The following is a 19,806-nucleotide window of genomic DNA, read 5'->3' on the forward strand; positions in this document are numbered from 1 at the left end:
TTGCATCGATTTTAAAGCCCCTTGGGAACTCAGTGACACACAATAAGGACTTAGTATTCCAATAAACCATCTAACCGTAACAACAATTAAGGGATTTAAATGAAATTTAACATAAAATCAGTTTTACCTATTGTGCTTGTGGCCGTTCATTCAGGTAAGGCCGTTTCACAAACCATCGATTACTTTAATGCTGAGGAACAACCAGCTCATCTGAGTTCGGGCTATGAAGGATCTGAGTTAAACAGCCAGTTTGCAGCAGGTGACTCATTCGGCGCAGGCGATTCATTCGGCGCAGGTGACTCATTCGGCGCAGGCGATTCATTCGGCGCAGGTGACTCATTCGGTGCTGGCGATTCATTTGATGCTGGCGATACCAATGCTGCGAGACCAGATGACTTCGTTCCTTTCCCAACTAATGAGCGAGACCCGTTGGATGGTAATAGAATGCACCGTGGTGTTCTGTATATCGAAGGTAATGAGATTGGCAGTGGTGGTGATTATGAAGATTACTACAAAGTTTGTGTTAAGGCTGGTAAACGTTTGGTTGTAGTATCTAACTCCAAATATGACAGCATGTATAAACACATTAACTTTATGGGTAAGGGGACCTATAAAACGAGTTATTTGGGGCAAAATGACTTTGGTCGATTGCGTATAACTCTGCAGCATTACTATGAAAATAAAAAAGAGAAAATCTTGTTAGATAGAATCGATACTTCTTCTTATGAGTTTTATGGTTACACCAAGAGAGGTAATGAATACACTAATTATATTAGAGCTTACTATAAGGGGCTGGATGCTTATATCGCAGAAGGATGTGAGGATCACCTAGGGCGCTATTAAAATAGTGAGGGCCACTTAGGCCCTTTTCATTAGACTTAGAAAGTGTATTATTGATAAGTTCCTGCGGTTATAAATTCTCCGAATGTCTCACACCATACAACAACCGTTTTAAATTTACTTACGTCTACATCCTTCGGTACATCGACAATAAAGCCATTAAATGACGTGACAGCAGATACAAATTGCATTGTATTTTTATGCTGTTCAAACTCAGCTTCATTTTCGACAAACGTTGGTGATAAATAAAGACGGTAGTCAGGGCCTGGCGCTAACCTACCTTCAAAGCCTATTGTATGTTCACCAATAAAGACATCTCCTTCACCAAAGTGCAAAAAGTCAGAGCCTTTTAGGTCTTTACTAAAAACTGCGGTGAATTTTGCTTGATTCGCAACTTCGGATAAGGCCGTTTGTGTAGGGGAGGGTGGGGCCATCATAATTGGAAGAGAGTACACACCTAGTGCAAAGCCCGCACAAAAAACCAACATGGTAAACAAAATTTTAAACAAAAATCGCATGTCAAAAATGCTCTATCAAATAAAAGTAATTTAACCTTAGCGTGATGGTTCTAAGAGTCAAATGTACAAATGTTTTATTTGTGTTAACTGTCGTGTTAATAAGCATTTATTTCTCTAATAAAACTACTTTCTAGTTAAAATGTCTGATTGACAACTCTCTATATTATTTGAAGCGTTCAGCTTTATTCTCAAAGTTTCAATAAAACCATGAAATTACTAATTTATTCTTTGTTTAAACAAAAATGTAATTTTAGTTATTTTTAATAGTTCCCTATTTGGGTCCTTTTTCAATTGTGAAATAAGTATAAAAAAGTGCTGTTATTAATTTTAAACCATAGAAAAAGGTATTGAGTTCTGGTTTGTCCACTTTGTAATGTAAATAAAGGTAAACGGATTTAATGTAAATTATGTAAACTTTACAATGCGCCTATTTGTTGTGATTTTATCAACAAGTTAATCAATTTCAATATGTTATGTATCCTGCCTTTTTACTAAAAAACGTGTTTTTTCTAGTTATTTGGTTTGTGTTTTTTAATTTTAGCTAATCCCTTGTGATGGTGTTTTGGATCGGTACAATCGCCGCTGCTCAGTATCGCATTAGGTAATTATGTTACTGAATGTAATTTTATAAACAAAAAACATACAAATTAGGAATAATCAAATGAGCGTGTCTAAATCCTCGAATAAGGTACTCAAGCTCAGTGCCATTACAATGGGTTTGATCAGTGCATCGGCTTTTGCTGAAGTGAACTGTGACAGCCTTGCGACTTGGGAAGCGGGTAAAATTTATGTTGGCGGCAACCAGGTGCAACAAGATAACGTTGCATATCGTGCCAATTGGTGGAACCGCTCTTCACCAAAGCTAAAGTCCGGTCAGTGGCAAGAGTGGACAAAGCTTGGAGAGTGCAGTGGCTCAGAGCCAATAAACTTAGCGCCTTCTATCAAGCTACTTAAACCAATTGCAGATGTTACAGTGGCTGAGAATGAAGAAGTGATCATCGACTTTTCAGCCAGTGATAGCGATGGTGAAGTAAAGCATGTTGCGATTTATCATAATGATGCGTTGGTGAAAGTGCTAAGCCAAGCGCCATATCGTTTTACGTGGCAAGCAAAACAAGGCAAACACGAATTTCATGGTGTGGCATTGGATGATGATGGCGCAACTGCGAAATCGGTGAGCCGCAAAGTCAGCGTTGAGGCACTTCCACCTAAAGATCAAAATACCGCCCCGATTGCTCGTTTAGCAGCACAATTGCCAAGTGAGTTGGAAGTGGGTAGTCAGATTGTATTTACTTTGATTGCAAATGATAAAGAGTCAGATACTTTGACTCAATCACTCTCTGTGAATGGCATCGAAGTAGTGAGCACATCGCAAAATGAGTTCGAATATACATGGACAGCCACTGCAAAAGGCCCACAGACATTCGTCTTAGTCGCTAAAGATGAACACGGCTTAGAATCAGAAAAAATAAGCAGAACCTTTACGGTGAAAGCAAAAGATGATGGTCAAGGTTCACATGACGACTGTCGTCCAGCTGGCTTATACCAAACTCCCGGTATAACGCCGTCTTACTGTGATATTTATGATAGTGAAGGCCGAGAAAAAATGGGCGCAGATCACCCAAGACGTGTGATTGGTTACTTTACGAGCTGGCGCCACGGTAAAAATGATCAACCTAGCTATCTGGTTAAAGACATACCATGGGATAAAATCACTCACATCAACTATGCGTTTGCTCACGTTAATGACAAAAATGAGATCAGCATAGGTAATCCAAATGCACAAGGTAACGCGGCAACTAACATGACTTGGCCAGGCGTTGCAGGTGCAGAGATGGACCCTAGCTTGCCATACAAAGGCCACTTCAACTTACTGAATAAATACAAAAAGCAATATCCACACGTGAAAACCATGATCTCGGTTGGTGGCTGGGCTGAAACGGGCGGTTATTTTGACGAAACTGGTAAACGCGTGAATAACGGTGGTTTCTATACGATGACCACAAATGCTGATGGCAGCGTAAACCATGCTGGTATTGCTCAGTTTGTGAAAAGCTCAGTTGAATTTTTAAGAACCTATGGCTTTGATGGCTTGGACGTAGACTATGAATATCCATCTTCGATGAAAGACTCAGGTCACCCTGAAGATTTCCCGGTCAGCAATGCCAGACGTGCAGGGCTAAACAAGTCTTATCAAGTGCTGATGAAAGAGTTACGTGAAGCCCTTGATAAAGCGGGTGAGCAAGATGACAAACATTATATGTTAACGATTGCTTCTCCGTCATCTGGTTACTTACTACGTGGAATGGAAACGTTCCAAACAGCGCAATACCTAGACTTTGTCAATATCATGTCTTATGACCTGCACGGAGCGTGGAATGATCACGTTGGTCACAATGCACCGTTGTATGACACGGGTAAAGACACAGAGCTGAAGGTGTGGAATGTCTACGGCACTAAAGAGTTCGGTGGTATTGGTTACTTGAATACAGATTGGGCGGTGAACTATTTCCGTGGTGCGCTGCCTGCTGGTCGTATCAACATTGGTATTCCGTACTATACCCGTGGATTCAAAGATGTGCGTGGTGGTGACAATGGCCTTTGGGGTCGCGCACCACTGCCAAATCAAAGCAACTGCCCGAAAGGCACGGGAATTGGTGAAAAGAACAAGTGTGGTAACGGCGCAATTGGTATCGACAACCTATGGCATGACATTGAAAATGGTCAAGAAGTTGCCGCAGGATCGAACCCACTTTGGCACGCTAAAAACCTTGAACACGGTATCAACCCAAGCTACCTAAAAGTATATGGCTTAACGCCTGATACAGATGCCGATGATGTTCTGCGCGGTGACTATGTGCGTCATTACGACGACGTAGCTGTAGCGCCTTGGTTATATAACGCAGAGAAAAAAGTATTCCTTTCAATGGAAGACTCTGAGTCTATGAAAACCAAACTAGACTACGTTGTTGATAAGGGATTGGGCGGCGTGATGTTCTGGGAGCTGGCAGGTGACTTTGACTACCATGCTGACAAAGGCGAGTACTTCATGGGCTCAACAATGACAGCGCTAGCATACAACACCTTTAACCAAAGTGGTGTTGCTTATGATACGCATGTTGGTGATGGCACATTTACTACGCCAAGCGAAGCGGTTGATATTGCATTTGAAGCGAAAGACTTCCCTATTGGCGACCAAAACTATCCAATTCGTCCAACATTTGCTTTTACCAACAACTCAGAAATCGACCTGACTGGCGCAACGATCACATTCAATGTACCAACGTCAACTTCAGCAATTTTCAAATCAAATTGGAATGCGCGCAAAAAACTGGGTATGCGTGTTGAACATGATGCTTCGAATTCTGCTGGTAATAACATCGGTGGTTTTGAAAATGAATTCCATCGTTTTTCAATTACCTTCAAAAATGAGTGGGGCGGTCAGCTTGAGTCGTTTGCGCCGGGCGAAACCATCAATGCACAAGTGATGTACTACATGCCTATCACGGGCCCTGTGAACTTTACCATCGAAAAAGACGGCAAACAGTACGCATTTGCCTCTGAATACCCTGAATTACCAGTCGCTAAAAAGCATGTTCCAAATCCAGGTGATGGTGACAAAAACCCGCCAAATGGTCAGCAGTGTGAAGGTGTGAAAATTGAAAACATCAACACTTACCCTAATTGGCCTCGCACTAACTGGGCTGGCGATCCGAGCCATGCTGTCGGCGGTGACATGATGATCCATAACGGCGCGGTTTATAAAGCCAAGTGGTGGACAAATGGCACACCAAGTAACGGCGGTGCTTGGCAGAAAGTGTGTAGCCTGTAACGGCCACGTTTATTCCCAACCAGAGTGATCTGCGGATCACTCTTACAATCAATAAATGAGAAAACTATGAGACAACAAGTAACCTTATGCGCGCTGGGCGTAGCCTTAGGTGTGGGCGTTATCGGTAAAGTGAATGCACACGGCTATATGGATTTTCCCAAAGCTAGGCAAGCAATCTGTCAGGAGCAAGGTGGATTTTGGTGGCCAAAAGATGGCTCAAAAATCCCGAATGCAGCATGTCGTGCCGCATATTTGAAATCTGAGCATGTGCAGTTTATTCAAAAGCATGAGTTCGCAACCAATACAGCAGACTTTCGTAACCAAACGGCAGTAGAGGCTAACATTCCTGATGGCACCTTGTGTGGTGCGGGTGATAGCCAAAAAGCGGGAATGAATATTCCATCTACTGAATGGCAAACAACGGAGATCACGCCAAATGCTCAGGGTAAAGTGAAAATCCGTTATCGCGCAACGACGCCCCATAACCCTAGTTTTTGGCAGTTCTACTTAACTAAGCCGGGCACTGAATTTAAGCAAAAGCCGCTTGCTTGGAGTGACTTAGAGCTAGTCCAAGAGCACGGAAACATTGCGTTTTTTATGGCGCCAGATGGTAAGCGTTATTACGAAATGGAAGTGGCAATCCCAGAAAAGTTTGCAGGTGATGCGATTCTGTATAGCCGCTGGCAGCGTGACGATGTAGTAGGAGAGGGGTTTTACAACTGTAGTGACGTGACCATAGTACGCAGTACAGATCCAACACCAACGCCAGACACATGGTATCCAGTAGAGTACTTTGTAAAACAGGGCCAAGAGGCAACTGCCGGCGATACAGTGTGGGTTCGAGTGTTTAACGGTGATGGAAATGAACTCATTCAAGAGCGCTTCGACGTCACAAAGACCAATGCAAATCAGTGGCAAGCACAGTTTGCGTCTAACCTGACGACACAGTTTGCCGATATTATTCGCATTGGTGTGAAAGATAATACCGGCAACATTGTATTTAATCCAAACGCAATCTCCAGCAATCAGGTATTCGTATCTGATAAATCATATAGCTACAACCTATCGGTGATCTCAAAGCCGAAAAATACAGCACCTACGGTACATACACCTGCGCCAATCACGATAGATGAGGGGCAGAGCAAGCATTTGCATGTCCATGCATTTGATGACGAGCAGCCAACGCTCGACTTTGACTGGCAGCTACCAAGTGCATTGAGCTTCACAGGTTCTGGTTCAACCATCACGATCACTGCGCCAAAGGTGGACGCAGATACTCGCTTTGACGGCAAAGTGACCGTGTCAGATGGCAGTTTAAGCAAAACAGTACCACTGGTTGTGAATGTTAAAAACATCGATACCGATCCGGGGACGCCAGACAAACCGACAGACGATACTTGGCAGCCAAGCAAAATCTACACAGCTGGCGACACCGTGGTTTATCAAGGCAAAACTTACCGTGCTAAATGGTGGGTACGTGGCCAACTTCCAACCTCAAGCCACGCATGGGAATTAGTGCCGAGCGGCGATGATTCGGATGCAGGTAATACGTCATGGCAGTCAAGCAAAGCCTATCGCGGTGGCGAAATTGTAACTTTTAACGGTGAGCGCTATCAAGCTCGCTGGTGGACTCGTAATCAACAACCAGACCAACATTCTGTTTGGAAAAAACTATAAATACATCAAAGAGGTAATTCGAAATGTTTAAATTTTTAACCACAGCAGCAGCCGTTGGCGCTGCCCTTGCAAGTGCCACAGCTGTCGCTGCGCCTTCAACACCAAGCATCAACTGGAAGCCACAAAACTACTCATTTGTTGATGTAAATATCTACGGCCGCGGATCATACAAGCAACTTATACAAGCTAAGGATGTGGTCGATATCCAAATTGAATGGAACGCGTGGTCAGGCAAAGGCGGTAATAGCTATAAAGTGTATTTTGACAACAAAGTTGTCAACGAAGGCACATTAGCTGAGGGCACGACGGGCGGCACTATTCGCTTCCCTTATCACAAGTCGGGTCGTCATGAACTGAGAATCGCGCTTTGTGATGCATCTGGTTGTTCAATGTCTGCTTCTAAGCCCATTGTGATTGCCGATACTGATGGTGGTCACTTAGAGCCACTAAAACTGAATGTGAATCCAAACAATAAAAAGTTCGATACAGACTCAAATACCGTTGTCGGGGCTTATTTTGTTGAGTGGGGTATTTATGGCCGTAAGTTTGATGTCACGCAAATTCCCGCAGATAACTTAACTCACTTACTCTATGGCTTTATTCCTGTATGTGGTCCAAATGACTCACTGGCTGAAATCGAAAATGGTAACAGTTTGAGAGCGCTAAAGCTGGCATGTGGCAGCTCAAAGGACTATGAAGTGGTGATCCACGATCCGTGGGCTGCGGTGCAAAAAGCACTGCCAGGGATCAGCTCAAAGGACCCAATTCGCGGTACTTATGCACAATTAATGGCACTCAAACAGCGCAATCCAGACCTGAAAATTTTGCCTTCAGTGGGTGGTTGGACATTGTCTGATCCGTTCTTTGATTTTGACGTAAAAGCAAACCGCGACACTTTTGTGAACTCGATGCGTGAATTCTTAAAAACATGGAAATTCTACGACGGTATCGACATTGACTGGGAGTTTCCGGGCGGTGATGGCGCGAATCCAGACTTAGGTTCAGATAAAGACGGTGAAGTTTATATCATCTTGATGAAAGAGCTTCGCGAGATGCTTGATGAACTTGAAGTAGAGATGGGACGTGAGTTTGAACTGACTTCCGCGATTGGTACGGGCTACGACAAAATCGAAGATGTAGATTATCAGCAAGCCGCGCAGTACATGGATTATATCTTCGCCATGACTTATGACTTTGCCGGTGGCTGGAACAATGTGACCGGCCATCAGACTGCGATTTACTGTGGTTCACACATGTCTGCAGATGAGTGCAACGGTACGGGCGTTGATGATAAAGGTGAAGCGAGAAAGGGCCCAGCGTATACGCTAGATAACGCCATTAAACTGCTCTTAGCGCAAGGTGTGCCAAGCGAAAAACTAGTAGTTGGTACAGCTATGTATGGCCGTGGCTGGGAAGGTGTTTACCCGCAAAATGCGCAAATTGCAGACAACCCAATGACAGCACCTGCCAATGGCAAATTACGTGGTTCAACGTCTCAAGGTGTGTGGGAAGCAGGCGTAATCGATTACAAGGGACTCAAAGCGCACATGATTGGTCATGATGAGCAAGGTATTAACGGTTTTGAAGTTGGGTACGATGAACAAGCTGAAGCAGCATATGTTTGGAATCGCCAAAAGGGTACCTTGGTTACCTATGACAGCCCTCGCTCTGTGCGCGCAAAAGGTCGCTATGTACGTGAGCATAACTTAGCAGGTCTATTCGCGTGGGAAATTGATGCAGATAATGGTGACATCTTAAATGCAATGCACGAGGGGCTTGCAGGCAAGGTGACTAACCCAACGCCTGTTAATAAAGCGCCTGTTGTTTCATTAACCAGCCAGATTACGTTAAATGCAGGTGATATTCACGTTTTGACGGCACAGGCGACAGATCCAGAAGGAAAAGCACTTACTTTTTCTTGGCAAGGTGACGCCGCTCTGAACCTGCAAAGTGAGAATGACAGCGTTATCGTCACAGCGCCTAGCGTGACAAATGACTCTGTATTTACAGTAAACCTAGCTGTAAGTGATGGTGCAAACACTGTTAACCGTACGGTTAAAGTGATTGTCAAAGCACCCGTTGTAGAAAACAAAGCGCCAGTTGTTGGCACTATTTCAGCGATTACATTGGATGAAAATACCACTAAATCAGTAAGCGTAACGGCAACCGATCCGGAAGGAAAAGCACTGAGCTTTGCATGGCAATTACCGGGCCACACTATAGTGGGGACTGGCAATGCAGTGACTGTAAAAGCAGGAGAAGTATCAAAAACTGAAACACTCACAGGCACAGTGGTTGTGTCTGACGGCGAGCACAGTGTCACGCGTCAGTTCAATGTGACCGTTAAAAATGTCGAGACAGATCCTGAGCCAACGCCGGGCGACGGCAAAACAACTTGGGATGCCAACAAGGTATACACCGGCGGAAATACAGTTTGGTACAAAGGTGTTCAATACAAAGCGCGTTGGTGGACCCGAGGTGCTGTGCCTAGTAATGGCGGTGTATGGGCGGAGATCATTCCAGATGATGGCAAAGTGCGCGATTGGCGCAGTGACCTAGTGTATACCGGTGGAGACAAAGTGGTTCACAACGGTGAAACCTATCAAGCTCGCTGGTGGACACGTGGCCAAACCCCTGGCAGCAACTCAGTATGGCGCAAGCTGTAACGGGTTAATCAAGTGAGTTAATTCTAACCGAGTTAATTCTAACCGAGTTAATTCTAACCGAGTTCATTCAGGTGCATGGATGCACCTTCTTACTATAACAACAAGTACAGAGTAAAAATCCATGTTTAAAGCTAAAAAAGTCGCGCTACTGGTCGCGGCAAGTGTTGGTGTATTTTCAACCGCTGCTGCATTTGCCAGTGAGCCTGTGAGCCTGCACAACAATGAACAACTAAAAGCGAGCATCAAGTCTCAGTTGTCACAGCATCAAAGCTTCTTTAGAGCAAGCTCTACAGATCAGCAAGGCGAGCTTGAGTTTGTAACCCATCAAAAAACGCACGATGGGCGTCATATGCGACGCAGTCAGTATTACAAAGGTGTGCGTGTATATGGGGGAGAAATTGTCACTCACCATGATGAACAAAACTTCTTAAGTGTGTGGTTTCAACCTGAAGGGGAGATCACCTCTATCAGCGGCTCAGTCGTGCCAAATTTGTCATTGGCTACCGTCAAAGCGAGTATTACTGACAAACAAGCCATTGAGTTTGCAAAAGAGCAAATCGCTGAGTTACTTGCGACGTCAGATGAACAGGCAGAGCTGGTGATTTACCCTCATCAAGGGAAAGCAAAACTCGCTTATTTAGTCACTGTGTTTGCAGAGACAGAGCATGCGCCGAGCCGACCTGAGTTTGCAATCGATGCTCACACCGGTGAAGTGTTATCTAGAATTGAAACCCTTAATCACTCTAAAATAGGCATGGGCCCGGGCGGCAACGAAAAAATCGGTAAGCACTATTACGGTGAAGACATGCCCAAGTTTCACGCCACCGACTTAGGTAATGGCACGTGTGAAATGTCCGATACAGATATTCGTGTGATCGATATGGAGCACGGTACAACCAATACCGAGACGTATCAATTCCCCTGTTATGAGAACACTCATAAGCATGTAAATGGTGCGTACTCACCGCTAAATGACGCGATGTTCTATGGGCAAGCGACTATAGATATGTTTAACGATTGGTTTGATAGCCGCGCATTATCGGGCGATCTTGTAATGCGTATTCACTATCGTAAAGACTATTTAAATGCATTTTGGAATGGTAAAGAAGTCACATTTGGTGATGGCGACTTGGACAACTATGGAGTATACCCATTTACGTCTTTGGGTGTGGTTGCCCATGAAATCGGTCATGGCGTGACACACCAAAACTCAAAACTGGTCTATAGCAATATGTCTGGTGGTGTGAATGAATCATTCTCTGATATGACTTCTGAAGCACTTGAATGTTTTATGAACCAAAAACCAGATGGGATGTGTGAAGTTGACTGGTTGATCGGCGCCAGCATCTTTAAAAATAGAACGGCGCTACGTTACATGGAAAACCCAGAGCGCGATGGCAAGTCTATCGGCCATGCCAGCAAATTTGAACTCGGCATGGGTGTTCACCACAGCTCAGGGGTATTCAACCGCGCTTTTTACTTGCTTGCAAACAGTGAAGGCTGGGGTGTCAAAAAAGCCTATGAAGTGATGCTACACGCAAATAAAAACTTTTGGGTTTACAATGGCAACTTTGAATCTCTAGCGTGCGGTGTTACAGGTGCAGCTGCGGACTTGGGATACGATACCAAAGCGGTTGGTGACGCATTTAAAGCCGTTGGTGTATTCGCTTGTACAGAAAACAAAGCGCCCACCATTTCAATCACCAGCCCAGATAGCAATGGCCGATATAAAATAGGCAGTAATATTACGCTCAAAGCCAATGCTGATGATGAGTATGGAGCGGTAGAAAAAGTAGAGTTCTTCGTTAACGGCACGCTGCACAATACTGATCTAGAAGCGCCATATGAGAGTGACTTTAGTAGTGATAAAACAGGGCTGTATACGGTAACTGCCCGTGTAACAGACAACGAAGGTTTGTCTGCGGATGCCGCGCCGCTGTCATTTAACCTGATTGACCCGAGCCAATGCCAAACTGCACCATGGCAAGGTGGCAAAGTGTATACCCAAGGTAATAAAGTCGCTTTTGATGGTTTTGAATACGAGGCCAAGTGGTGGAACCGAGATCAAAACCCAGCGAGCAATTCAGGCTCTTGGGGTGTTTGGAAAAAAGGGCTTGAGTGTGGTGGAGCGACCGATAAGCCAAATAAAGCACCAAGCTTGAGCATGTCAGCACCTTCTAGCAATACAACTATCGAATTAGGTGAGTCCGTATCTGTGAGATTTAGTGCCAGCGATACTGATGGGGAAGTCGCCAAGGTTGCAGTAAGTGTTAATGGTCAAGCGTTAACTGAACTAACGCGCGCGCCTTATGCCTTTAACTACCAACCATTGGAAGTAGGTGCATATAAACTTAGCGCGGTAGCATATGACAATGATGACGCTCAATCTGCTGAAGTTAGCCGCGCCATTACAGTGACACAAACACAGCCTGAGCCAACACCAGAGGCGCCGAGTGTTAGCTTAATCACCCCGGTAAACGGCAGTACATACAATGTAGGTGAGCAAATTGCGCTATCAGTGGTGGCAAGTGATAAAGATAATGACTTGAAACAAGTTGCTTATTTTATCAATGGCAAACAAGTGGCGGTATCAAGCGTCGCACCATACAGTGCAAACTTTAAAGCAACGTCAGCTGGCAGCTACAGTGTATTTGCCATTGCAACAGATGCACAGGGCCTGAGCACGCAGTCAACAACTCATCGCTTTAAAGTGAACGCCAGTAAGCCAAGTTGTGATGTACCAGCGTGGCAGGCAAGCAGTGTATATACCTCTGGTAAACAAGCCAGTTTAGATGGGCAGTTATACCAAGCTAAGTGGTGGACGCGTAATCAAAACCCAGCGCAATACTCTAGTCGTTGGGCGGTTTGGAAACACCTAGGCGAGTGTAAATAATCTCCTCTTGAAATCGACCAAAGGGCCGGACTACCGGCCCTTTTTTATCAATTTACAACGCTTTTCGCCACATCATCTCTATTGGACCTTGTTGAAATTGATTAAGCCACCACAGCCCAAAAGATATTTGCGCAGCTAAAATGACAGCACCAAATACACCAATCAAATAAAACGGTAAAGTATTCATCAGTGCTAAGCCATACCCATAAAACAGCATGACGCAGAAAGTGGTTTGCATTAAGTACATGGTGAGTGACATGCGCCCTAGTGTGCTAAGCCCAAGTGCAACCTTACAGTGACATTTATCGATTAATTTGACGATGCAAGCAAGGTAAGTGAGTGCCAAAAATAAGCAGCCTAGGTGATAACACACACCTTGCATAAAACCAATTAAGTTAAGAGAAAACGGGCTGCCTGTCATGGCTTTGACTACGGCGTACACTAAATTCAGTAAAAGCCCTACAAACGCTAAAAAAGAAGTTGTTTGCCACGAAATGACGATGTTGATACGACCATGTTTCATAAACGTTCTGACAAAATAAATCCCAAGCAAAAATTGCCCTAGAACTTGAAAAGGCCTTCCCGTAATGAGATAAGACATTGGTCTTGGGATAGCGCTATAAATGTTTGCAATAAACACGTCCATGAATTCGGTTGAGGTGCGCATGTTTAGTAGGCTGGTATGTTCATAACCGAGATTTGATTTTAAGCTTAGTGCAATCAATTTTAGAGTTGACCAAAAGCTGGCATCTTTGCTTATCATGGCCATAAGGTGAATGAGCAAAGGTATAAATAGGAGCGTGAGGGCGATAAAAAGTAAGCGCGGTGCAGATAAGCGCATAAACCAAGGCAGTGTCATACCTAAAAGACTATACAAAACAAGAATATCACCATGCCAGATAAAAAACATGTGGATGAGGCCAATAAACAATAATACACCCATTCTCTTGCGCCAATACGAAGCAAAATTAGCACCTTGCTTTTGCGCATGAATTAGAGCAAATCCTGCGCCAAATAATATGGCGAACACGGTATAAAACTTACCTTCCACCAGCCAATCAATGACAAAAAACGAGGCTCTATCAGCAAAAGGGAGTTGACTGATCTGCACATAATTTAATGAATAAAATCCAAAAAAGCTCATTAAATTAGCAAATATGATGCCGCATAAGGCAAACCCGCGAATAGTGTCTAGGAGCGGTATCCGACCATAATTTGGCATAGGTATGTGTGGCATGACCATGATAGCGTCCTTTATCAATTAGTAATTGTTATGTTATCTCAATAAAAGAAGATTATGACTATATGACGTTTTTGTGAACTTGTTTGTTTATTAGACGATTGTCTAGTGCCTGTTTGTGCTAATTAGCGACACACTGGTTCTGCCAATCTTGGCTCAACAAAGTAAAGGAAATAACAATGAAATTAAAAATGAACAAAAAGAGCGTAAAAAACCTTTCTCAGACAATGGCTTCATTAAATCAAGAAAAAACTCGTCAAATCGCTGGTGGTATTTCCGCAATGGGCTGCGGTCCAATCTCAGATCCAAACTACTCGTGCCCAGTTTCTGTTAATGGTTATAAGTGTAATTAAGCGCTTGAATGACAGTAAATAGGACCTGACGGAACAGGTCCTCATGGGTTACAAACTAATTATTTAAGGGGTCGAGTTTACTTTTTTGTCAGTGTTTCTATTTTACCCGTTAACCATTCCTTTCTTCTGGTATTTGCCGGCTCAGATAGTGTCAACGCTTTACGATATAGTGTCAGTGCCTCTTTTGCTTCACCTTGCAATTCTTTACTGACGGCAAGTCCTGCGACAGCTGACGCAGAGCTTGGCGAGTGTGATATCCAATAATTAAATAACTCATCAGCTTCGCCATAGCGACCTTGACCTCGTAAGCGCTGAGCAATAGCGCGAATACAGGCTGCATTATTGTTTAGGTTTAAGTTGGGGTAGACCTCAAAGCCCACTTGTTTACTGAGCATTTGATAATGCGCGAGGATATCTGTCAGTGTTTGATACCCGTTATTTGTGAACTCGATGAATTTAATACCTATATCCCAATCTTTACGCGGAAATACAAAGCCAATGGCGTTTAATAAGCCGGGCACTATCATGGGGTAGTGACCATAGTCATCAATGTGTTCGACTTTTAACTTAAATGTTTTTGAATAAGGGGCGAGCGCTTCTCGAAGTTGTTTGGCAAGTGTATACCTGACTGGGTTTCTCTCTGCTTCTCGTTTTGCTGACGCGACATAGAGAAAGCCAGCTCTGTCGGGGGTCTTCTCGAAGCTTTTAGCGATTGCATCAATCATGGTGGTGTCAGGTGTATAGCCTAACCCCAGTACATCGGTTGCAGCAAATAGAAAATGCGCGTTGAATAGTTTAGGCGCTGCGTTTAAGGTATGTAAACCAAATGCCGCTGTGGGCGATGCTCCGATGAAAATACGGAAATCATTGATGCGGTACTGACTTTTTAAAAATGGAAACAGCTCTTTTTGCAAGTAGTTAATCATATCCTGCGAGCGTCCTTGTGAAAAGCCTTCTACGTCGCCCGTCCATCCACTATAACTTGCATGCAATTTAGGTCCCCATGCAAACCTATCATGAGAGTGAATGGATACGATAATAGCTTGTGGCATGGAAGCGGTGTCGCCGAGGTGGCTTAAAACACCATTTGTTGCCTCAGAGACCAGCCAACCATCGAGCGTAACAACCAGTGGGTAGGTACGTTTTTCAGATGTGGTGTGATAGTCCGAGGGTAAATACACATCAAAATTTGGTGTTTCCTTTATATATTTGGAGGAAATACTGAGCGTTTTGCCAACGATAAGTGGTGTTTCTGTGATTGGTTTTACGCTAGCTTGCGTACAAAAAGCCGCGATGAAAAATAATATGTACCATACAAATTGCATGTTACGCTCCTGAATTATTATTGTGATATTTGAGGCTACAGTGTGACAAACTGAGCAAGGGAAACATGAAATTGGCCTGAAATTATCTTGATATCTTTATGAAATTATTGCTTATTTGTGTTTTACTAGGGGTATAAGCGAGCACTGATAAGAAAAGCTAGGCTAAAATACGTGCGACAAATAATAATAAACGAGCGGATCATTGATACCGCGAGAAATCAAATCTCCTATAAAAACCAACAGCTGATCTTGCCGCCTAAAGTGATTGCGGTTTTATATTGCTTGGCCAAAAGGCAGGGGCAAGTGGTCAGCCATGATGACATGATTGACGAGGTTTGGAAAAGCGTCGTTGTATCACCAAACTCATTGCAGCGTGCTATTGCAGAGTTGAGAAAGGCACTTGGCGATGACGGTAAATCGCAGTCAGTAATTAAAACGCACTCAAAACAAGGGTATAGCCTTGAAGTGCCAGTTTTGTGGTGCGATCGACAAACCCAATCCACAGACGTGGTGCACAGAGACACAAAGAAAGCCGCAAAGCCTGCGCTTTTTTTGGTAATTGCATTACTTATGATCAGTTTGATTGGTGTGTTTTATTTTGCAAAGCCGCAGAGTGAGGCGATCGAGTTTACCCAGCTTACTTCTTTGACTGCCAGTGATGTACAAGAAGGCGCGGGGCTCTTTTCACCGGATGGTAAATACTTGGTATTTTATCGTCATTTGGCGCATTGCGAGAGTGAGCTGTGGGCTAAAGATCTTGTTAGTGAGCAAGCTGTTAAGCTCACACTGAGCGGCGCTAAGTTCTCGGGGTTCACGTTTTCTCCAGATGGAAAAAAGCTGGGCTTTTTGCAAAACCGAGCATGTGAGCAGGAGTCCAATGAGTATGATCACGCTGTAAAAAACTGCTGGGATTTGGTGGCAATCGACTTTGCTGAGGCCCTGAATAATCCACAAACGCCTCATGTCCTAAAAACATGTAAGTCGACCAAGATGTATCACCCTCAGTGGTTAACTTCAGATTCAATTGCCACACTAGAGACACAAAGCAACCAGTTGCGTGTTGCGATACATAATACAAGCGATCACCAAGTTGACACCCTTTTTGAAGATAAAAACTTACATTTATATGTCTTAAGGTATTCACCCACTCATCAATTGTTGGCTGTGATAGGGTTTAACAAAGAAGGTGGGCAAGTATTGAGTTTGCTGACGCCTTCTGGTGAGCTCGCAGCGCAAAATATCATAGATTTTCCCGCGTCATTTGATAGCAGTATACGTATCTATCCCAATTTTGATCCTGATTCACAAAGGCTGCTATACGGTAGTGGCAAAGCTCTGTTTGAACTGAACTTTGATGGCAAAGTAAAACCTATTACTCTACCCCTTTATCAAGATATTTATAGCATTAATTTCCACCCACACACCAATGCTATTGTGGGAACATATGGTATTTACGATTCGGATTTAGTCTCTGCGTCTATTGAGCTTGATAAAGTGTCAAATGTGTTCGTCTCTCAAAGTCGCTCTACTAGACGAGAGTGGGGTGGCCAATTTAGCCCAGATGAAAAATATTTGGCGTTTATTTCATCGAGAAATGGCAGTGATCAAGTCTGGTTCTCTGGTGGTACACAATCAAAACGTATTACGCAAATTAAAGGCCCTGAACGAGTACTCGCGCTTCAGTGGTTACAAACCAGTAAAGGTATAATTGTTGCGACTAACCAAGCGCTTTATCAGTATGATTTACGTGGCCAGCGCAGGGTTTTAGTGTCTGACAAAGACATTGAGGGTTTGTACCGCTCTAGACTCCCAACTCACAGTTTGATTGCGTATAGAGAACGGGATGAAACACACCTCGCTACCTTATCTCTTGAAGGAAAGTTAGAGATTTTACTTAAAACAGCGGTTCAAGATGCAGTGTTGCTAAAGCCCCAATCGTTGATTTATCAGGATCTGAAAGGCCATTTTTGGCGTGTAGAACAGGGGCAAGTAGTGGCCTTATCAGTACTAAACCAACATGCTCACAAAGCTCAGTTTATTGAACGCGACGGCTTTTTGTATGGGCTTTCTAGCGCTAATTGGCTATGGCGTTATGATATTAAGCACGCACACTACCAGCTGATTAAAAAGCTTGATGCGAATATATTATCTATTGCTGATGTAGGTGACTCACAATTGCTGTTTGAAAAGCTAATATCACAACAAAAAGAGATAGTGATGATTGAATAATTTATAGCGCAGTAAGCTATGTAAGCGTGGGGTGCTCTGCCAAAGATCAGCCCTGCTTAATTCCTGCTATTAAAAATCTAAGAGGCTTATCAATATCGTCAATTTTCAGTGTGTTTCCTTTGTCGCAGCTCATAGCGAGTGAAAACCCGTGTAGATAGTCTACTAACAGATGCAAAAAGACTTCAAACTGGCTGCTATCTAGTGCTAAGACGCTGATAATTTTCTCAAACCGACCAATAAATACCTCTGCTGGACTGTCAGATTTCATGCTTAATAAAGTGTGTAATAGTCCATCATACTGGCTCAGTATCGCAAGGTAACTTTTGCATAGGGCACTGAGCTCCTGTTGCCAATCTTCTGTGTTGTGTGGTGTATAAATATCTTCAATTAGCGAGGTGGTAATGGCTTCTAACAGGGCATCTTTGTTTTTAAAGTAATGGTAAATCGCCATCGCATCGACCCCAAGTTGTGCTGATAATTTGCGGATACTGGGAATATTGCCTGTTGTTGCCATCATATTTTTAGCGGCACGAATGATAGCTGTTTTACTTAGTGCACTTTGTGATTTTTGGGGACGGCCGCGCTTTTTCGCATCATTGCTCATATCTAACTCAATATTTGACGGTTTAATTCTACAGCGTAGAATAACTGCGTTTATTACTTAAATCAACTAAGAGGAATTCATGGCTAATATCGTATTTATTGCAACGAGCTTGGACGGTTATATCGCAGACAAGAATAATGGCATTGATTGGCTGCATTCAATCCCCGGTACTGAAGGGCTTGATTTGGGATATGAAAAACATATCGCTTCGATAGATGCGTTAGTGATGGGACGAAACACCTTTGAGCTCGTATGCGGTCTTGACTGTGATTGGCCGTATACCAAACCCGTATTTGTGCTGAGCAATACGTTGCAGGCCATACCTAATGGCTATGAAGATAAAATAAGATTGGTCAATGGGGAGCTGCCGCAGCTTGTAAAACAGCTAAACGACGAGGGGTTTGAGAATCTTTATATTGATGGCGGCGTGACAATACAGAGCTTTTTAAAAGCAGATATGATTGACGAAATGATCATCACCACCATCCCTATTGTATTGGGCAGTGGCATACGCTTATTTGGCGAGCAATCACAGGCACTTAACTTTGCATGCACATTTTCTGAGCGGTTTGAAAATGGCATCTGCCAAAACGCTTTTACAAGAAAGCGCTAGGCCGGTCCGATGCAAAGGGTGAGGTGATATGTCCTCAACCTTTGTGGGTTTTACTTGGGTTGGTATATCTCGTTTATTCTAGGAATATTATGCTCCCAGCGTGGGATGGGTTCACCAATATAATGTCTTGCTGCGTCTAAGAATAGGCGTGTTCTCACAGGGAGATCTCGGTGAGGATACACCGCATACATGGCACTGTAATCAGGCAAATTGACGTCGGTTAGCATAGGGACCAGCTGTTCGTGGTCAACGTGATCGGCAAAGAAAAATGCAGGTGCCGTACAAAAGGCATTGTGAGATAGCACTTTTTCTAACAGCGCCTCACCATCATTTGATTTGAATACGGGATTGATGGGTTGCTCTCGTTGCTTTCCTTTTTCATCAATGTAACTAATCGACTCAAAACGAATATGATTACTTGTATAGGCTGCAGCGGGCAGCTCGGCTAAATCTGCCATCTTTTTTGGCTCACCATAGGTTTCGATAAACTGCGGCGTAGCTAGAATGAGCATACGATTGCGAGCTATTTTTCTGGCAATTAAGGAGGAGTCTCTAGGTTCACCAACACGAAAAGCCAAATCGAACCCTTCGGAGACCATGTCAATCACTCTGTCATCTAGTCGCAGCTCTATTGTGACTTGCGGAAAACGCTTTTGAAAGTCATTGATGACGGGCATTAGGTAGTATTTACCTAAATAACTCGATGAAGTTATTCGCAATAACCCTCTGGCTTCTTGGTGGTAGTTTTCAGCCATTTGCACTGTGTCTTGCAGCAGTAACCTAAGCTCTGCTGCCTTTTTTACCATTTCTGCACCAGCGGCGGTTAAGGAAAATGAACGGGTTGTACGATTTAATAATCGAACACCAAGCTCTTCTTCCAATTTACTGATTTGTTTAGATATAACAGAGCGGTCAATGTTTCTTAGTTCAGCTGCTTTTGAAAAAGAGCCTTGCTCAACAACTTCTAAAAGCATGATTAAACGACTAGTTGTATCCATTATTGGCATCACTAAAAT

The 19,806-nt window shown here is 43.6% G+C and carries 13 protein-coding genes; 8 read left to right on the top strand and 5 right to left on the bottom strand.

Going from position 1 to position 19,806, the window contains the following annotated elements:
• Nucleotides 1-99: 99 nt before the first annotated feature.
• Entirely contained in the window at nucleotides 100-843 is a 744-nt protein-coding gene (locus N483_RS00925; RefSeq protein WP_023398102.1) for a hypothetical protein, read from the top strand.
• A gap of 47 nt (nucleotides 844-890) precedes the next feature.
• On the opposite strand, the gene N483_RS00930 is transcribed toward N483_RS00925, so the two are convergent.
• A complete protein-coding gene (locus N483_RS00930) occupies nucleotides 891-1,358 on the bottom strand; it encodes a DM13 domain-containing protein (protein WP_023398101.1) in 468 nt (155 codons plus the stop codon).
• A gap of 661 nt (nucleotides 1,359-2,019) precedes the next feature.
• On the opposite strand from N483_RS00930, the gene N483_RS00935 reads away from it, so the two are divergent.
• The 4 genes from N483_RS00935 to N483_RS00950 all read left to right on the top strand — a co-directional run bounded on the left by N483_RS00935 (nucleotide 2,020) and on the right by N483_RS00950 (nucleotide 12,426).
• Nucleotides 2,020-5,190, top strand: coding sequence for a glycosyl hydrolase family 18 protein (locus tag N483_RS00935; RefSeq protein WP_023398100.1), 3,171 nt, complete (start codon nucleotides 2,020-2,022; stop codon nucleotides 5,188-5,190).
• 66 nt (nucleotides 5,191-5,256) lie between these two features.
• Nucleotides 5,257-6,867: a lytic polysaccharide monooxygenase gene (locus N483_RS00940; protein WP_023398099.1), complete on the top strand. Its 1,611-nt coding sequence runs from the start codon at nucleotides 5,257-5,259 to the stop codon at nucleotides 6,865-6,867.
• Between the two features lie 23 nt (nucleotides 6,868-6,890).
• Nucleotides 6,891-9,533, top strand: coding sequence for a glycosyl hydrolase family 18 protein (locus tag N483_RS00945; protein WP_023398098.1), 2,643 nt, complete (start codon nucleotides 6,891-6,893; stop codon nucleotides 9,531-9,533).
• A gap of 121 nt (nucleotides 9,534-9,654) precedes the next feature.
• Nucleotides 9,655-12,426, top strand: a complete 2,772-nt coding sequence (locus N483_RS00950; protein ID WP_023398097.1) for an Ig-like domain-containing protein — start codon at nucleotides 9,655-9,657, stop codon at nucleotides 12,424-12,426.
• Between the two features lie 52 nt (nucleotides 12,427-12,478).
• Here the strand turns inward: N483_RS00950 and N483_RS00955 are convergent, their stop codons facing one another.
• Nucleotides 12,479-13,669, bottom strand: a complete 1,191-nt coding sequence (locus N483_RS00955) for a DUF418 domain-containing protein (RefSeq protein WP_023398096.1) — start codon at nucleotides 13,667-13,669, stop codon at nucleotides 12,479-12,481.
• A 176-nt stretch (nucleotides 13,670-13,845) separates the two neighbouring features.
• On the opposite strand from N483_RS00955, the gene N483_RS26820 reads away from it, so the two are divergent.
• On the top strand, nucleotides 13,846-14,019 hold the full coding sequence (locus N483_RS26820; protein WP_023398095.1) for a hypothetical protein: 174 nt from the start codon (nucleotides 13,846-13,848) through the stop codon (nucleotides 14,017-14,019).
• Nucleotides 14,020-14,096: 77 nt separating this feature from the next.
• Here the strand turns inward: N483_RS26820 and N483_RS00960 are convergent, their stop codons facing one another.
• The gene (locus N483_RS00960; RefSeq protein ID WP_023398094.1) at nucleotides 14,097-15,344 is read right to left on the bottom strand and encodes an alpha/beta hydrolase-fold protein; all 1,248 of its coding nucleotides are present in this window, start codon (nucleotides 15,342-15,344) and stop codon (nucleotides 14,097-14,099) included.
• Nucleotides 15,345-15,515: 171 nt separating this feature from the next.
• Here N483_RS00960 and N483_RS00965 point away from each other — a divergent pair, with 171 nt between their 5' ends.
• Nucleotides 15,516-17,573, top strand: coding sequence for a winged helix-turn-helix domain-containing protein (locus N483_RS00965; RefSeq protein ID WP_023398093.1), 2,058 nt, complete (start codon nucleotides 15,516-15,518; stop codon nucleotides 17,571-17,573).
• A 46-nt stretch (nucleotides 17,574-17,619) separates the two neighbouring features.
• On the opposite strand, the gene N483_RS00970 is transcribed toward N483_RS00965, so the two are convergent.
• Nucleotides 17,620-18,177, bottom strand: coding sequence for a TetR/AcrR family transcriptional regulator (locus N483_RS00970; protein WP_023398092.1), 558 nt, complete (start codon nucleotides 18,175-18,177; stop codon nucleotides 17,620-17,622).
• Between the two features lie 79 nt (nucleotides 18,178-18,256).
• On the opposite strand from N483_RS00970, the gene N483_RS00975 reads away from it, so the two are divergent.
• The gene (locus tag N483_RS00975) at nucleotides 18,257-18,790 is read left to right on the top strand and encodes a dihydrofolate reductase family protein (RefSeq protein WP_023398091.1); all 534 of its coding nucleotides are present in this window, start codon (nucleotides 18,257-18,259) and stop codon (nucleotides 18,788-18,790) included.
• Nucleotides 18,791-18,840: 50 nt separating this feature from the next.
• Here the strand turns inward: N483_RS00975 and N483_RS00980 are convergent, their stop codons facing one another.
• Nucleotides 18,841-19,788 carry a LysR family transcriptional regulator gene (locus N483_RS00980; RefSeq protein ID WP_036975173.1) on the bottom strand — a complete coding sequence of 316 codons (948 nt, stop codon included), beginning with the start codon at nucleotides 19,786-19,788 and terminating at the stop codon, nucleotides 18,841-18,843.
• Between the last annotated feature and the right edge of the window lie 18 nt (nucleotides 19,789-19,806).

The sequence above is a fragment of the Pseudoalteromonas luteoviolacea NCIMB 1944 genome, from assembly GCF_001625565.1.
Taxonomy (GTDB): domain Bacteria; phylum Pseudomonadota; class Gammaproteobacteria; order Enterobacterales; family Alteromonadaceae; genus Pseudoalteromonas; species Pseudoalteromonas luteoviolacea_F.

Coding starts and splice junctions, on each gene's coding strand:
- N483_RS00930 (WP_023398101.1), bottom strand. CDS start 1,358: ATGCGATTTTTGTTTAAAATTTTGTTTACCATGTTGGTTTTTTGTGCG.
- N483_RS00980 (WP_036975173.1), bottom strand. CDS start 19,788: ATGGATACAACTAGTCGTTTAATCATGCTTTTAGAAGTTGTTGAGCAA.
- N483_RS00955 (WP_023398096.1), bottom strand. CDS start 13,669: ATGGTCATGCCACACATACCTATGCCAAATTATGGTCGGATACCGCTC.
- N483_RS00970 (WP_023398092.1), bottom strand. CDS start 18,177: ATGAGCAATGATGCGAAAAAGCGCGGCCGTCCCCAAAAATCACAAAGT.
- N483_RS00940 (WP_023398099.1), top strand. CDS start 5,257: ATGAGACAACAAGTAACCTTATGCGCGCTGGGCGTAGCCTTAGGTGTG.
- N483_RS00945 (WP_023398098.1), top strand. CDS start 6,891: ATGTTTAAATTTTTAACCACAGCAGCAGCCGTTGGCGCTGCCCTTGCA.
- N483_RS00975 (WP_023398091.1), top strand. CDS start 18,257: ATGGCTAATATCGTATTTATTGCAACGAGCTTGGACGGTTATATCGCA.
- N483_RS00935 (WP_023398100.1), top strand. CDS start 2,020: ATGAGCGTGTCTAAATCCTCGAATAAGGTACTCAAGCTCAGTGCCATT.
- N483_RS00950 (WP_023398097.1), top strand. CDS start 9,655: ATGTTTAAAGCTAAAAAAGTCGCGCTACTGGTCGCGGCAAGTGTTGGT.
- N483_RS00960 (WP_023398094.1), bottom strand. CDS start 15,344: ATGCAATTTGTATGGTACATATTATTTTTCATCGCGGCTTTTTGTACG.
- N483_RS26820 (WP_023398095.1), top strand. CDS start 13,846: ATGAAATTAAAAATGAACAAAAAGAGCGTAAAAAACCTTTCTCAGACA.
- N483_RS00925 (WP_023398102.1), top strand. CDS start 100: ATGAAATTTAACATAAAATCAGTTTTACCTATTGTGCTTGTGGCCGTT.